This is a genomic window from Pseudomonas sp. BIGb0176, from assembly GCF_024810175.1.
In the GTDB taxonomy this organism is placed as follows: Bacteria; Pseudomonadota; Gammaproteobacteria; order Pseudomonadales; family Pseudomonadaceae; genus Aquipseudomonas; species Aquipseudomonas protegens.
In genome coordinates this window covers 481,833-497,014 of sequence record NZ_JANUEC010000001.1, presented here as the reverse complement: position 1 = coordinate 497,014, position 15,182 = coordinate 481,833, and the positions used below count along the sequence as shown (strand labels likewise).

At 67.4% G+C, this 15,182-nt stretch carries 11 protein-coding genes; 2 read left to right on the top strand and 9 right to left on the bottom strand.

Annotation, left to right across the window (positions count from 1 at the left end):
• Window positions 1–48: 48 nt before the first annotated feature.
• Together M2395_RS02125 and M2395_RS02120 are read left to right on the top strand one after the other, a co-directional pair.
• Window positions 49–1,224, top strand: a complete 1,176-nt coding sequence (locus M2395_RS02125) for an SRPBCC family protein (RefSeq protein ID WP_123430527.1) — start codon at window positions 49–51, stop codon at window positions 1,222–1,224.
• A gap of 24 nt (window positions 1,225–1,248) precedes the next feature.
• Window positions 1,249–2,352 carry an SMP-30/gluconolactonase/LRE family protein gene (locus M2395_RS02120; RefSeq protein ID WP_041118927.1) on the top strand — a complete coding sequence of 368 codons (1,104 nt, stop codon included), beginning with the start codon at window positions 1,249–1,251 and terminating at the stop codon, window positions 2,350–2,352.
• A 130-nt stretch (window positions 2,353–2,482) separates the two neighbouring features.
• Here the strand turns inward: M2395_RS02120 and M2395_RS02115 are convergent, their stop codons facing one another.
• The 9 genes from M2395_RS02115 to M2395_RS02075 form a co-directional block, all read right to left on the bottom strand.
• Window positions 2,483–2,716, bottom strand: a complete 234-nt coding sequence (locus M2395_RS02115) for a DUF465 domain-containing protein (protein WP_015636110.1) — start codon at window positions 2,714–2,716, stop codon at window positions 2,483–2,485.
• Between the two features lie 135 nt (window positions 2,717–2,851).
• Window positions 2,852–5,518, bottom strand: coding sequence for an excinuclease ABC subunit UvrA (locus M2395_RS02110; RefSeq protein ID WP_123430526.1), 2,667 nt, complete (start codon window positions 5,516–5,518; stop codon window positions 2,852–2,854).
• 141 nt (window positions 5,519–5,659) lie between these two features.
• On the bottom strand, window positions 5,660–5,926 hold the full coding sequence (locus M2395_RS02105; protein ID WP_011061967.1) for a DUF1652 domain-containing protein: 267 nt from the start codon (window positions 5,924–5,926) through the stop codon (window positions 5,660–5,662).
• 208 nt (window positions 5,927–6,134) lie between these two features.
• Window positions 6,135–8,246 (bottom strand): PAS domain-containing sensor histidine kinase, encoded by a 2,112-nt coding sequence (locus M2395_RS02100; RefSeq protein ID WP_041752358.1) that lies wholly within the window; start codon window positions 8,244–8,246, stop codon window positions 6,135–6,137.
• Window positions 8,247–8,495: 249 nt separating this feature from the next.
• On the bottom strand, window positions 8,496–9,146 hold the full coding sequence (locus M2395_RS02095; RefSeq protein WP_169893267.1) for a DUF799 domain-containing protein: 651 nt from the start codon (window positions 9,144–9,146) through the stop codon (window positions 8,496–8,498).
• Between the two features lie 5 nt (window positions 9,147–9,151).
• On the bottom strand, window positions 9,152–9,523 hold the full coding sequence (locus tag M2395_RS02090; protein ID WP_011061970.1) for a DUF4810 domain-containing protein: 372 nt from the start codon (window positions 9,521–9,523) through the stop codon (window positions 9,152–9,154).
• 29 nt (window positions 9,524–9,552) lie between these two features.
• Window positions 9,553–10,212: a CsgG/HfaB family protein gene (locus tag M2395_RS02085; RefSeq protein WP_015636114.1), complete on the bottom strand. Its 660-nt coding sequence runs from the start codon at window positions 10,210–10,212 to the stop codon at window positions 9,553–9,555.
• 448 nt (window positions 10,213–10,660) lie between these two features.
• Entirely contained in the window at window positions 10,661–13,765 is a 3,105-nt protein-coding gene (locus M2395_RS02080) for an error-prone DNA polymerase (protein ID WP_123430525.1), read from the bottom strand.
• Window positions 13,762–15,177, bottom strand: a complete 1,416-nt coding sequence (locus tag M2395_RS02075; protein WP_019093760.1) for a DNA polymerase Y family protein — start codon at window positions 15,175–15,177, stop codon at window positions 13,762–13,764. Before M2395_RS02075 ends, M2395_RS02080 begins: the two co-directional genes overlap by 4 nt.
• Between the last annotated feature and the right edge of the window lie 5 nt (window positions 15,178–15,182).

Sequence of the window (15,182 nt, the reverse complement as noted above, 5' to 3'; positions counted from 1 at the left end):
CCCGCCGGCTACGCTGCAGCCCATAAAAACAACAACGGGAATCGGGCCGTGCGAGAAACCACCCAGCACTTTCGTCAGCAATACCGAGCGGCGGTCAGTCCGCGCTACAACCCCTGGCTGCATGGCGGCTTTGTCCTGGCCTATGGCCTGCTGTGCATCGGCCTGCTATGCAGCACCCTGAGCCAGGTGCAGCCCCTGGAATGGCTGGCGGTGCCGCTGGCGCTGCTGTTCTTCAACCTGTGCATCTACGTGGTGCACCGCTGGCTGGGGCATCACAAGCAGCGCTTCGCGCGGATGTTCTATGCCCGCCATACCGGCGACCACCACAGCTTCTTCGCCCCCGGGCTGATGGCCTATGAAGGCTACCGGGACTGGCGGGTGATTCTGTTTCCGGCCTGGCTGATCGTGGTGCACAGCCTGCTCTTCGCCCTGCCCCTGTGGAGGCTGCTGCGCCTGTGGAATGGCAACGTGGCGGCGCTGTTCGCCAGTTGCACCCTGCTCGGCTACCTGGCCTACGAGGTGTTCCATGCCTGCGAGCACCTGCCCGCCAATCACCCCCTGGCGCGCCTGCCCTGGGTGCGGCAGATGCGCCGCCTGCACGAACTGCATCACCGCCGCGAGCTGATGCAGGAGCGCAACTTCAATATTGTCCTGCCGCTGATGGACTGGCTGTTCGGTACCCTGCACTGGCAACCGCAAGAGCCGCCAGCCGTCACTTCCACCCCTGACGAGGCCACGCCCATGACCCGCATGCAGCACCAGGTCGACATCCCCCGCAGCGCCGCCAGCACCCTGGCCTATGCCGCCAGCTCGCGGCTCTGGCCACAGTGGCACCCCTCCTCGCTCAAGGTCGAGGGCGACGAAGGCCCGCTGTTCGCCGGGCAAGGCTTCGAGGAAGACATCCATGCCGGCGGGCGCAGCGGCCACCTGAGCTGGACGGTCGAGGAGTACCTGCCCGGGCACCGCTGGCGTGCCAGCGCCCGGGGCGATCACGGCCTGCACCTGCAGGTGACCTACGAATGCCAGCCCCTGGGGGCGCAGCACACGCGCTTCGTACGGACCCTGGAGTACGGCTTTGACAACCTGCTGATGCGCCTGGGCAATCAGCTGTTATTCAAGCGACGGATAGAACGGGAATCCGCCGCCTCATTGCTGGCATTGTGCGAGATGGCCCAGCAAGCTATCCCGCTGCCCGCCACCGAGGCCCCCGGCCGCCCGTCCTGAGGCCGCCCCGACAGGAGTCATTGCATGAATCAGATTGCCCCCCGCCGCTTCAGCGGCCTGCGGATTGTCCTGCTGGTGCTGCTGGCCGTCCTGGCCTTCCTGCTGCTGATGCCGACCAGGGTCCAGCCGGTGGCCTGGAACCCGGCGCCGGCGCCGTCCCTGAGCCAGGGGCCGTTTGCCGAGAACCAGAAGCTCAAGGCCGTGCAGCCGGTGGGCGCCCGGGACATCGACGGCCCCGAAGCCCTGCTGCTGGAACACGAACAACTGCTCAGCGGCCTGCATGACGGCCGGGTGATCCAGAGCAGCCTCGACGGCAGTGCGCTCAAGGTGCTGGTCAATACAGGCGGCCGGCCCCTGGGCCTGGCCCGGCACCCGGACGGGCGCCTGATCATCGCCGATGCCATCAAGGGCCTGCTGGCCCTGGACAGCCAGGGCCAGTTGCAGACCCTGAGCACCGAGGCCAAGGGCCTGAAGTTCGGCTTTACCGACGATGTGGCGGTCGATGCCGCGGGGCGCTACGCCTACTTCAGCGACGCCACCAGCCGCTGGGGCTATGGCCATGACGGCGAAGCGGTGATCGAGCACGGCGCCGATGGCCGCCTGCTGCGCTACGACTTCCAGAGCGGCACCACCGAGGTGCTGCTGGACCGCCTGGAGTTCGCCAACGGCATTGCCCTGGGGCCGGACGAGGCCTATGTGCTGGTCAATGAAACCGGCGCCTACCGCATCAGCCGCTACTGGCTCAAGGGTGACAAGGCCGGCAGCCACGACCTGTTCATCGACAACCTGCCGGGGCTGCCGGACAACCTGAGCTTCAATGGCGCCGGGCGTTTCTGGGTGGCCCTGTACGCACCGCGCAACCCGTTGCTCGACGCCACCGCGCCCTACCCCTTCGTGCGCAAGATGCTGGTGCGGGCGATGACGGTATTGCCCAAGCCGGTGGAGAAACGCGGCTTCGTGCTGGGCCTGGATACCCAGGGCCGGGTGATCGCCAACCTGCAGGATGGCAGCAGCGGCAACTACTCGCCGATCACCACGGTGCGCGAATATGGCGATGCCTTGTACCTGGGGTCGCTGACGGCCAGGCACATGGCCCGGTTGTCGTTGAAGGAGGCGCTGGCGCCTTGAGGCTGGGTGCGTTGCAGTTTGGGGTGGGGACAGCCCGGCGGGCGTCTGGGCGGCTATGCCGCCCAGCGGGAGCAAGCTCCCTCGCCACAACAAGCTCCTTGCTACTGCGAGCGTCTTTGCTACAGGGGGGTCAGGAACCGGCGGTGAGTTTCCCAGCGATCTCATCCTTGATCAGCAGGCGTTTTTCCTTGAGTTTCTTCAGTTCGTCGTCTGCGGCAGCGGCAGCTTCGGCCTTGAGCACCTGATCGTCGATGCTGGTGTATTTGTCGAACAGCGCATTCAGGTGGGGGTCACTGGCCCGACGCTGTTGAATGTCTTCTTTACTGCAGCTCAGGTCCTGGTAAAGGTCGTGGGTCACCGGCATGGAACACCTCCGTGGTTGATCGGCAGCAAGGGCGTCATCACGCCCCTGCCGGTTATCAGAATGGCCTCGCCGGACCGGGTCTGTCGACCGCCAATCAGACCAGCGGTAACCGTTCGTCGCCACTTTTGCCCTGGATCAACGTCCGCCCAGCGCTTGGGCAAGAAAGGGCGCGGTGCGGCTAGTGCGCTGCTTTGCCACCTGGTGCGGGGTGCCGCAGGCCACCAGGGTGCCGCCCTGGTCGCCGGCACCTGGGCCGATATCGATCACCCAGTCGGCCTGGGCCACCACGCGCATTTCGTGCTCCACCACCACCAGGCTGTGCCCGGCGGCCACCAGTTTGTCCAGTTGCTCCAGCAGACGGTCCACATCCCGTGGGTGCAGGCCGGTGGTGGGCTCGTCCAGCACGTACAGGGTGGCGCCCCGGGCGGTGCGCTGCAGCTCGGTGGCCAGCTTGATACGCTGCGCCTCACCGCCGGACAGCTCGGTGGCCGGCTGGCCCAGGCGCAGGTAATCCAGGCCGATGTCGCGCAGCACTTCCAGGGCGCGGCGGATGCCCGGTTGTTCGGCAAACACCGGCAAGGCCTTCTCGACACTCAATTGCAGCACCTGGGCGATGTTCAGGCCCTGCCAGGTCACGGCCAGGGTCTGGGGGTTGTAGCGCGCGCCATGGCAGGTCGGGCACGGGGCGAACACGCTGGGCATGAACAGCAGCTCGACGCTGACAAAGCCCTCGCCCTCGCAGGCCGGGCAACGGCCCTTGGCCACGTTGAAGGAAAACTGCCCGGCGTCGAAGCCCCGCTCCCGGGCCTCGTCGGTGGCGGCGAACAGCTTGCGCACCTGATCGAACAGCCCGGTGTAGGTCGCGAGATTGGAACGCGGGGTGCGGCCGATGGGTTTCTGGTCCACCTGCACCAGGCGCTTGATCTGCTCCATGCCGGCCACCACCCGCCCGCCGCTGCTGACCGGTGCGTCGTCCGCCAGGTCCAGCTCCGGCGCCTCATCGCTGGCCGAAGCCTTGCCCAGGTGCGCGCCCACCAGTTCCAGCAGGGCCTGGCTCACCAGGCTCGACTTGCCGGAACCGGAAACCCCGGTCACCGCGGTAAAGCAGCCCAGCGGAAACTCGGCGTCCAGCTCCTTGAGGTTGTTGCGGCTGATACCTTCCAGCCGCAGCCAGCCCCGGGGCGGGCGCGGGGTACGCCGGGCAGGGGCCTGCTCGGGAAACAGGTAGGCCCGGGTCTGGGACTGCGCCACCTCGGCCAAGCCGGCCGGCGGGCCGCTGTACAGCACCTGGCCGCCACGCTCTCCCGCCGCCGGGCCCACGTCCACCAGCCAGTCGGCACGGCGCATGGTCTGCACATCGTGCTCCACCACGAACAGCGAGTTGCCGGCGGCCTTGAGCCGCTGCAAGGCCTCGAACAGTGCCTCGGCATCCGCCGGGTGCAGGCCTGCCGAGGGCTCGTCCAGCACATAGATCACCCCGAACAGCTGCGAGCCCAGCTGGGTCGCCAGGCGCAGGCGCTGCAACTCACCGGAAGACAGGCTCGGCGTGCTGCGCTCCAGGGCCAGGTAGCCCAGCCCCAGGTCGGTCAGGGTGCTGACCCGCTCCAGCAGGTCCTGGGCGATGCGCTGGGCGGCCAGGCGCTTTTCCAGGGACAGGTTCGGCGTATGCCGCACATCCGGCGCGCCACGATGCTCCGGGGCGCCCTGGGCATGGCGCTGCTGACGCGCGGCACGGGTCTGGGCGTGGCTCAGCACCGGATCATCGGCGGGCGCCTGCTCCAGGTAATCTGCCGCCGCCACCGGCCGCAGCACCTCGGCCAGTTGCAGCAGCGGCAGGCGCGCCAGCTCGCCGATATCCAGCCCGGCAAAGGTCACCGCCAGGGCCTCGCGCTTGAGCCGCTTGCCCTCGCACAGCGGGCACGGGCTGCCGCGCATGAACTGCGACACACGCTTTTTCATCAGCGCGCTCTGGGTGTGGGTGAAGGTGTGCAGCACATAGCGCCGGGCACCGCTGAAGGTACCCATGTAGCTGGGTTCCTGCTTGCGCTTGAGGGCTTCGCGGGTCTGTTCCGGGGTCAGCCCGGCGTACACCGGTACTGTGGGGGTTTCTTCGGTGAAGAGGATCCAGTCACGCTGCTTTTTCGGCAGTTGCTGCCAGGGGATGTCGACGTCGTAGCCCAGGGTCACCAGGATGTCCCGCAGGTTCTGTCCCTGCCAGGCCAGGGGCCAGGAGGCCACGGCGCGCTGGCGGATGGTCAGCGAAGGGTCGGGAACCATGCTCGCTTCGTCGACCTCATAGACCCGCCCCAGGCCATGGCATTCCGGGCAGGCGCCCTGGGGCGTGTTCGGCGAAAAGTCCTCGGCATACAGCATCGGCTGCCCCGGCGGGTAGCTACCGGCCCGGGAATAGAGCATGCGCACCAGGCTCGACAAGGTGGTCACGCTGCCCACCGAAGAGCGCGTGCTGGGAGTGCCGCGCTGCTGTTGCAGGGCCACCGCCGGCGGCAGGCCGTCGATGCGGTCGACATCCGGCACCCCCACCTGGTCGATCAGGCGCCGGGCATAGGGCGCCACCGATTCGAAGTAGCGACGCTGGGCCTCGGCATACAGGGTGGAGAATGCCAGGGACGACTTGCCCGAGCCCGACACCCCACTGAACACCACCAGCGCATCCCGGGGAATGTCCACGTCGACATTCTTCAGGTTGTGCTCGCGGGCGCCGCGCACCCGGACAAAACCGCTGGCTGGAAAGGACGAAGGGCTCGCCTGGGAAGCATCGGAGGGGCTACGGGAAGCAGTCATGAACCAGCCTTATGTCGAGAACCGCGAACAGTCGAAGCGCGATCATCACACAAGGTCCGAGGCCCGAGGCAAGCCCCGTGGAAGATCGACGCGCGTACCCGGGGTTCGAGCCTCGCCCCCGGCGCAATGTTCCCTGGCGCTTCAGCGACCGTGCTGGCGGCGGGCTTGCTGCTCGGTGCTCAGGCGGGTGTGCTGGAGGTCGTAGCGCAACTCGGCAATCAGCTCCGACAGCGCCCGGGAGCTGGTCAGGCCGCGGGTGGCGATGCCGGTGACCAACAGGTCGACGCGCCCGCTGGCGGGGTCGCAGATGCGCACAGTCATGGCCCCGTCGTGGCCGACGGTGCACTGGCAATGCAGGGGCAGGAAGCTGGTTTCAACGATTCTGCGCAGTTCAAGGGTGGAGATCACGGCGGAGCATCCAAAAAAGGTTGAGAAGAAAAACCGCGCAAGACGACGTTTGTTGTTATGGGATCAGGCGGTCGATGCCCCTGTCCTTGGTCAGCAGAAAAAACGTACAAGTTCATTCAACTTCATGCAGCGTAGAAGTTTGACGCCAGTTTGTCGTCGCTCCCTGGGGATTTTTATGCGCTGCTTCACACTTGGCGCCAGGCGCCGCTCAGGCCTCCAGCACCGAACGCACCATGGCGCTCAGGTCTGCAGGCCCGTAGGGCTTGCTCAGCAGGTGGGTGTCGGGGCTGAGCTGGTGGTTGCGCGAAATCATGTCGCGGGTGTGTCCCGAGGTGAACAGCACCGCGATCGGCGGTGCCTGGGTCTTGGCCCAGGTGGCCAGGTCCGTGCTCTTGATCAGACCGGGCATCACCACGTCGGTGAAGATCAGATCGACCTTGAGCCCGTCCAGCAGCAGTTGCATGGCAGCGTCACCATTGCTCGCGGTGCGCACCCGGTAGCCCTCGTGTTCGAGCATTTCCACCGCGGCGCTGCGCACCTCGGCGTTGTCCTCCACCACCAGGATGCTTTCCTCGCCACCACCCGCCCGCTGACCCGGGCGCGGCGCCTGCTGCAGCGTAGGTTCGGCACTGCGGGCAAAGTACATCTGCACCCGGGTGCCCTGCCCCGGGCTGCTGAAGATCTCGATATGGCCGCCGCTCTGCTTGACGAAACCGAACACCATGCTCAAGCCCAGGCCCGTGCCATGACCGTCGGCCTTGGTGGTGAAGAAGGGTTCGAAGGCCTGCTTGAGCACCTCGGCGGGCATGCCCGGGCCATCGTCAGCCACACTCAGGCACAGGTACTCGCCGGCAGCGATGCCCTTGCCGGCGCAGAAGCGCGAATCCAGCACCTGGTTCTCGGCGCTGATGAGGATCCGCCCCTCGCCGCCCAGGGCATCCCGGGCATTGATCGCCAGGTTGAGCACGGCGTTTTCCAACTGGTTGCGATCCACATGGATGCACCAGGGCTCGGCGGGCAATTGCACATCGATGCAAATGGTTTCGCCCAGGGCCCGCTGCAGCAACTCCCCCAGGCCCTCGTACAGGTGCCGCGGGTTGTAGCTGGCCGGTGACAGCGGCTGGCGCCGAGCAAAGGCCAGCAGTTGGTTCGACAGCTTGGCGCCGCGCTCCACCGCCGTCAGCGCGGCGGCCGTGCGCCGCTGCACATTGGCGTTGCCCGCTTCGTGGCGGGACAGCAGATGCAGGTTGCCGGCGATCACCTGCAGCAGGTTGTTGAAATCATGGGCCACGCCGCCGGTCAGGCCGCCAATGGCTTCGAGTTTCTGCACCTGGCGCAGTTGCTCCTCGGCGCTGAGCCGCGCGTTGACCTCCTCCAGCACCCGCTGCTCCAGGTTGCGGGTCAGTTGGCGCAGGGCTTCCTCGGCGATCTTGCGCTCCTGGATATCGATCAGCACCCCGGGGAAACGCAAGGCCTGGCCCGACTCGTCGAACTCGCAACGGCCACAGGCCAGCACCCAGGTGTAGCTGCCGTCCTCGCGGCGCACCCGGTATTCGGCGTTGTAGGGCCCGCCCTGGGTCACGCTGTACCGGGCCAGTTCCTTGATGCGCGGCAGGTCATCGGGGTGGATGCGGCTTTCGGTGATATCGATCGGCAGGTTGTCCAGGGGCTGGTCCGCCGGGTAGGAAAAGGTCCGGGCAAATCGCTCGTCGCAAGACAGCACGTCGGCCTGGACGTCCCAGACGAAGGAGCCCAGCAACGCACCGGCATTCAGCGCCAGCTGCACGCGCTCGTTCTCCGCCCGGTAGGCGGCCTCCGCGGCCTGGCGGCGGCGCTCGGAAATCACATGGGCGGTGGTTTCCACGACAATGGCGATGACCCCGGCCGGAGCCTGGTCGTCCCCCGCCACCGGGCTGTAGTAGAGGTCCATCCAGACGTCTTCCGGCACCCCGTTGCGCAGCAGCACCAGTTCCTTGTTGTGATAGGACAGGGTGCCGCCGCTGAGGCAGGTGTTCACCACCCCGCGGTTGAACTCGGCAACCTCCGGCCAGCCCATCTCCACGGCGCAGCCCAGCAGGTAGGGATGGCGGCCGCCGGCGAACTCGGCATAGGCATCGTTGTAGATCATGTAGCCCAGGGGGCCCCAGAGCATCACCATCGGCAGCGGCGAGCCGAGCATCAGCTGCACTGTGCTGCACAGGCTGTGGCTCCAGTGCTGCAACGCCCCGAGGCTGGTGGCGGACCAGTCGAAGGCACGGATGCGCTCGGCCATCTCGCCCTTCCACCCCTGGCACCCGTGATGATCAGATAAGAACGGCATGAACGGACTCTACGAAAAACGTGGCACAGCGTGGGTTTTCAAGAGGCAGCAACGCAGCCTCCAGAGCCTTTGAGCACGGTGCACGCGGATGGTTTCACCAGGGCCTGGATCGGCTTCGCCACTGGTCGGCCATGCCGCCGGGCAACGCCCTTCGCGCGACTGAAAAAACAGAATAGGCGATGGCCCGGGTTCCAGGCGGACGCCGACAGGCGCCGCCTGAAAAAGAGCGGATTGCCCGCTCCCTGCCCCTCAGTCGGTGCCGTATTTCGGCGAACGCGGACCGTACAGCAAGCCGGTGCGTTGCCCGGCCGACAGCAGGCGCTGGCTGGTGATGCCGGCAATCGGATGGCCGGCGTCGGTGCTGGTGTTGATGATCTGCTTCACCGCAGCGGTGATCAGCATGCCCACCAGGCCACCGTTGTTGCCGTTGTTGCCTTCCTCACTGGAGGCGCGGGCGCTGCCGGTCCACAACGTGGTGCCGGTCTTCAGGTCCACCAGGGTGGCGCTGGCGGTGACCACGGTGGCACTGCTGATCAGCATGTAGCTGGTGCCGTATTCCTTGACCGTGATGTACAGGCCGGCATCGGCGCCGAAGATCTCGTTGAGCTTGGCCGGCGCCAGGCCGTGGATGTCCGCCGGGTTGGTCAGGCCGTTGTGGCGGAAGGTTTCATCCACCACCGCGATCGGCATCACGTAGTAACCGGCTTCGGCCAGGGGAAAGGTCACCTGGGACAGCATGCTGTAGGTGGCCTTGATGTCCGGCGATTCATTGAGCGGCGGCAGCACCAGGATCGACTTCGGCCGGGCCTGCTTGTAGGCCGAGTAGTCCACGCTCCTGGGCGCGGCGCAGCCCACCAGCAGGCTCACGGCCAACAGGCCCAGCAGGTTGCGCAGGGTCATCAGGCTCATTGGGCGGCTCCCTTCTTGGCGTTCTTGAGCAGGAAGTCCATGTACGAGGCGGATTCGGGGAACAGCGCCTTCTCGGTATTGAACTGCTGCACCATCTGGTCATCCTTGCCCAGGCTCGCGTAGAGCATGCCCAGGTGGGCGTGGTAGCCCGGCGGCACGGCCTTGCCGGTGGACTTGATCTTCTGCAGGTCGCGCTCCAGGGCCTCGACCTGGGCCTCCCGGGCCTCCTCGCCCTTGAAGTACTCGTAGGTCTGGGCCTGGTAGGTTTCCCACTGGTACAGCGTCTTCGGCCCGCTGCAACCGGCCAGCAGCACACAGCCCAGCAAGGCGCCGGCCATCATTGGCCGCGCCATCATCGTCTTCGACATGCTTGCACTTCTCCCTGTCAGCTGTGTGATCAGCGGCCCGGTTTCCAGGCGCCGGCGTCGATGGCCTCGACCATGCGGTTGACCGCCTCGCGCATGGCCAGGTCGAGGACCTTGCCGTTGAGGGTCGAATCGTAGGCAGCGGTGCCGCCGAAGCCGATCACTTCACGGTTGGACAAGGCGTACTCGCCAGCGCCCTGGGTCGAATAGACCACTTCGGAGGTGCTGATGTTGACGATGTTCAACGCCACCTTGGCGTAGGCCACCTGGGTCTTGCCGCGGCCGAGGATGCCGAACAGCTGGTGGTCGCCGGTTTCCTTGCGACCGAACTCGGTGACATCGCCGGTGACCACGAAGTCCGCGCCCTTGAGCTTCTGCGCCTGGCCCTTGATGGCCGCTTCCTGCTGGATCTCGCCCATGTTGTCGCGGTCCAGCACGCTGAAGCGGTTGGTCTGCTGCAGGTGGGTGATGAGGATGGTCTTGGCCTGGCCGCCGAGGCGGTCGACGCCATCGGAGAAGATTCCGCGCATGTAGCTGGAGCGGTTGTCGAACTTGCCCACGGCCATCGGCACCCGGGCTCCGGTCCATACCTGGCTGGCGCTCTGGACCTTCTCCACCGGCAAGGCCCGGGAGCTTTCCGTGGCGCAACCGCTCATGCCCGCCAGCACCGCCAGTGCTACAGCGGACAACATCAACTTCGAGATCACTCTCACTCTATGTTCCTTCTTGAGTATCCATTTGGGTGCACTGTCTAGATGCACTTGCGCCCTGCCGCACGTCTGCGGCCCCAGTCTGTGCAGGCTCGAAAGTCGTCGGCCGAGCGTTCTGAAACTTGATGCAGGGGGCATCATCGGCGGCGATTATGCCAAAGCGCCATCAGTGCGAAAAGGAATAAAAAACCTTGGCGTCATTCTGTAACCATTGCCACAGACTCGGGATAGCAAAGCGGCAGGCCACTGCCGATCCGCGTTTCGTGTAGCCGCTGCCGCAGGCTCGGGCCGCGGTCGGACGAACGGCTTGGGCGGCATTGCGACGCAGCAGACGCGGCGGTCTTGAGGACGCCGGGGTTCCGGCGGGAGACCGCCAAGCAAGGCCCTGCGGGCCTTTTCGCAGCATCGCCCGGGCTCGGCAGCGGCTACATCAGCGAAAGTCGCGGCTGCGTACGTGAATGCCATCCAGCAGCGGGCTCAGGTCACTCAGGCGCCCGGCAATCAGGTGGCGCACCTCGCCCTCGGTTTCCAGGGTGCCGTCGACCTTGAGCAACTGCGCACCCACCAGCACCCGGCGCTGGCGCTCGGCCAGGTCGCGCCAGACCACCACATTGACGTTGCCGAACTCGTCTTCCAGGGTCACGAAGGTCACCCCGCTGGCGGTGCCCGGCCGCTGGCGCCCGGTGACCAGCCCGGCCACGCTCACCGAACGCCCGTGCTCCACCGCCAGCAAGTCGCGCGAGCTGCGGCAGCGCCGGGCCGCAAGCTGCGGGCGCAGCAGCGCCAGGGGGTGCGGCCCGAGGGTGGTGCCCAGGCTGTGGTAATCCGCCTGCAGGTCTTCGCCGACACTGGGCCGGGGCAACGCTACCGGCGCTTCCTCCTGGCTCGGCAGGCCGGCGAACAGCCCCAGCTGTCTTTCCACCCCGGCCACTTCCCAGCGTGCCCGGTAGCGATCCCCGACCAGCGCCTGCAAAGCGCCGGCATCGGCCAGCAATTCCTGGGCGCGGACATCCAGGCGGGCCCGCTCGCCCAGGTCGGCGATATCGACAAAGGCCCGTTGCCGGCGGGCACGTTCGATGCGCCGGGCATCGTCCTCGCGAAAGCCCTTGATCATCCGCAGCCCCAGGCGCAGGGCCGGCTGCCCGGGGGGGCCATTTCCAGCGCGTGCAGGCTGGACAGGAATCGGCTCCAGGCTGCAGTCCCAGTCACTGGCGCCCACATCCACCGCAAGAACCTGCAAACCATGGCGCCGGGCGTCCTGGAGGATCTGGTCGGGGCTGTAGAAGCCCATGGGCCAGCTGTTGATCAGGGCACAGGCGAAGGCCGCCGGTTCGTGGCACTTGAGCCAGCAACTGGCGTAGGTCAGCAAGGCAAAGCTGGCGGCATGGGATTCGGGAAAGCCGTAGCTGCCAAAGCCCTTGATCTGCTCGAAGATCTGCGCCGCGAACTCGTCGCTGTAGCCGTTCTTGCGCATGCCTTTGCGCAGCCGTTCGCGGTGCGGTTCCAGGCCGCCGTGGCGCTTCCAGGCGGCCATGGAGCGGCGCAACTGGTCGGCCTCCCCCGGCGTGTAGTCGGCGGCGACAATGGCGATCTGCATCACCTGTTCCTGAAACAGCGGCACTCCCAGGGTGCGCTTGAGCACGCCCTCCAGCTCCGGAGACGGATAGGTTTCCGGCTCCTGGCGGTTACGCCGGCGCAGGTAGGGATGGACCATGCCGCCCTGGATCGGCCCGGGCCGGACGATGGCCACCTCGATCACCAGGTCGTAGAAGTTCTGCGGCTTGAGCCGGGGCAGCATCGACATCTGCGCCCGGGATTCGATCTGGAACACGCCGATGGTGTCGGCGCGGCCGATCATTTCGTAGGTGGCGGGGTCTTCAGGCGGAATGCTGGCGAGGCTGTAGCGCTGGCCGCGGTAGCCGTGGATCAGGTCGAAGCAACGGCGGATGGCGCTGAGCATGCCCAGGGCGAGGATATCCACCTTGAGCAGGCCGACCATGTCCAGGTCGTCCTTGTCCCACTGGATCACCGTACGCTCGGCCATCGTCGCGTTCTCCACCGGCACCAGGTGGTCCAGGGGCTGCTCGGAAATCACGAAACCGCCGGGGTGCTGGGACAGGTGCCGGGGAAAGCCGATCAACTGCCCGGTCAGGCTCAGGACCCGGCGCAGCACCGGGCTCTGGGGATCGAACCCGGCCTCCTGCAGGCGCTCGACGCTGGGCGGCGTGTCACTCCAGTGGCCGCAGCAGTCGGCCAGGGCATTGACCTGATCCGGCGGCAAGCCCAGGGCCTTGGCCACATCCCGCACCGCCCCGGCGCCGTGGTAGGTGCTGACCACCGCGGTCAGCGCCGCGCGGTGCCGGCCATAGCGCTGGAACACATACTGCAGCACCTCTTCGCGGCGCTCGTGCTCGAAGTCGACGTCGATGTCCGGCGGCTCGTTGCGTTCACGCGACAGGAAACGCTCGAACAGCAAGGTCGAGCGGTCCGGGTCGATCTCGGTGATGCCGAGGGCGAAACACACCACCGAGTTGGCCGCCGAGCCCCGGCCCTGGCAGAGGATGTGCTGGCGCCGGGCGAAGTCGACGATGTCGTGCACCGTGAGGAAATAACTCTCGTAGCCCAGGTCGCAGATCAGCGTGAGCTCCTTGTCGATCTGCTTCAGTACCTCGGCCCGGGCACCAGCGGGCCAGCGGCGCACGATGCCGCGCTGGGTCAGCACCCGCAGCCAGGAGCCAGCGTCGTGGCCCTCGGGCACCAGCTCCCGGGGGTATTGGTAGCGCAGTTGGCCGAGGTCGAAAGCGCAGCGCCCGGCGATGGCCAGCGACTCGCCGAGCAGGGCCTGGGGGTACAGGCCTTGCAGCACTTCGACGGGCCGCAGGTGGCGCTCGCCGTTGGCGAACAGGCGTTGCCCGGCCTCGGCCACCGGCAGGTGATGACGGATCGCGGTCATGGTGTCCTGCAGCGCCCGGCGCCCGCGCACGTGCATGTGCACATCGCCACAGGCCACGGCCGGCAGCCCCAGTTGCCGGGCCAGGGCCAGTTGCTGTTGCAGGTGCCGGGCATCGTCCTGGCCGCAATGCAGCTCCAGCGCCAGCCACAGGCGCTGGGGGAACACCTGCTGCAACCAGCGGCCCTGGACCAGCGGCTCGCCGGCGCCCGTCAGCCACAGGGCCAGCAGCCCCGGCAAGGGTTCGGCGAAGTCCTCGCGCAGCAGGCGATAGCTGCCCTTCTCGGCTCGGCGCCGGGCCCGGGTGATCAACCGGCACAGGCCCTGGTAACCCGCCAGGTCTTCCACCAGCAGCACCAGCCGCGGGCCGTCCTCGATCTGCATTTCACTGCCGACGATCAGCTTGAGGCCCGTATCGCGTGAGGCCTGCCAGGCGCGGACAATCCCCGCCAGGGTGCACTCGTCGGTGATCGCCAGGGCCTGGTAGCCCAGGGCCTTGGCACGCTGGAACAATTCGGCGGCACTGGAGGCGCCGCGCTGGAAGCTGAAGTTGGACAGGCAGTGCAGCTCGGCGTAGGCGCTCATGCGAACCAGCCCTGCAACAGTAGCGGCCCGGGCTCGCCCACCTGACGATAGGCCCAGCCTTGCTGGCCGGCGGCGGTTTCGATCAGGTAGTAGTCGCGGCGCACATCGGCACCGTCCCACCAGCCGGACTCGATCCGCTCCGGGCCCATGAGGATGCGCACCGAGCCCTCGCCCAGCACCTGGGGTTCGGTGAACAGCCAGCCGGGGCGGCGCAGCCCGGGGGTGGCCGGGCACGGGCGCGAATCGGTCTGCGCCTGCCAACTGCGCTCCGGGCGGTGATCGGCGCGATGCCCCAGGCCCTGCACCGCGTCATCCCCCAGGCGCGCCCGCAGGCGTTCGCGCAACTGCTCCCAGGGCAGGTTCTGCTGCGGGCGCTCGTCGAACAGCTCGCTGTGCTGGGGCACGAACAGCGGCAGGTCCTCGGCCACCAGCCGCAGGTTGCGCACCGGCGCCGGCACCTGGATCTGTTCCAGGCGCCCGCGGGCCAGTTCGAACAGCATCGCCGGGTCGCGCTCGGCGCTGAGCAGCCCCACCGGAATCAGGGTGTCGGCGCCTTCGGCGTGCTCCAGGTGCAGGGCAAAGCGCTGCACGCCACTGTCGCGACCACAGAGAAAGGCCGCCAGGTCGGCGGTGAGCCGGCGCAGGGGAAACAGCAGCGCTTGATGGGACTGCACATCGAAATTCAGCTCGATGCGCAGGTCGAAGCGGTCCGGCGGCTGATAGAAGGCCAGCCCCAGCGGGCGCTCGCCGAGCAGGGTATCCAGGTGCTTGAGCAAGCTGCCGTCAAAACGCCGGGCCAGGCTGGGCCGGGGCAGCTCCCGCAGTTGCTGGAAGCTGCGCACCCCCATGCGCGACAGGGCCGTGGCCTGCTCCGGGGCCAGCCCCAGACGCTCGATGGGCATGGCCCCCAGGGCCTGGGCCAGGGCCTCGCAGTCGGCCACCGCCAAGCCGTCATAGGCATTGGCCAGGGCTCGGGCCGCCGCCGGATTGGGCGCGGCGACGATCCGGTGGCGAAAGCCCAGGGCCTGCAATTCACGGCGCAGGCGCGCTTCCAACTGCGGCCAGGGGCCGAACAGGCCCAGGCTGGATTCGATCTCCAGCACCAGGGTGCGCGGGTAGGCGACGCTGACCTGGGAGCTGAAGCCATAGGCCCAGGCCGCAAGAAACTGCTGCCAGTGCTCGATCTGCCGGGGGTCGTATTCGGCGCTGGCAAAGGCCTTGGTCAGGGCCTGGGCGGCGGTCAGCGATTGCCCGGGGCGCAGGCCCAGTTCGCGAGCGGCGGCGTTCACCGCCTGGATCACCCGGCGCTGCGGGGTGCCACTGAGCAGCGCCAGGGGCGCTTCGGGCTCGGCGCGCTGACGCAAGACTGCGTCCAGCGCCAATTGCGGGAACAGGATGCACACCCAACGCATGCCAA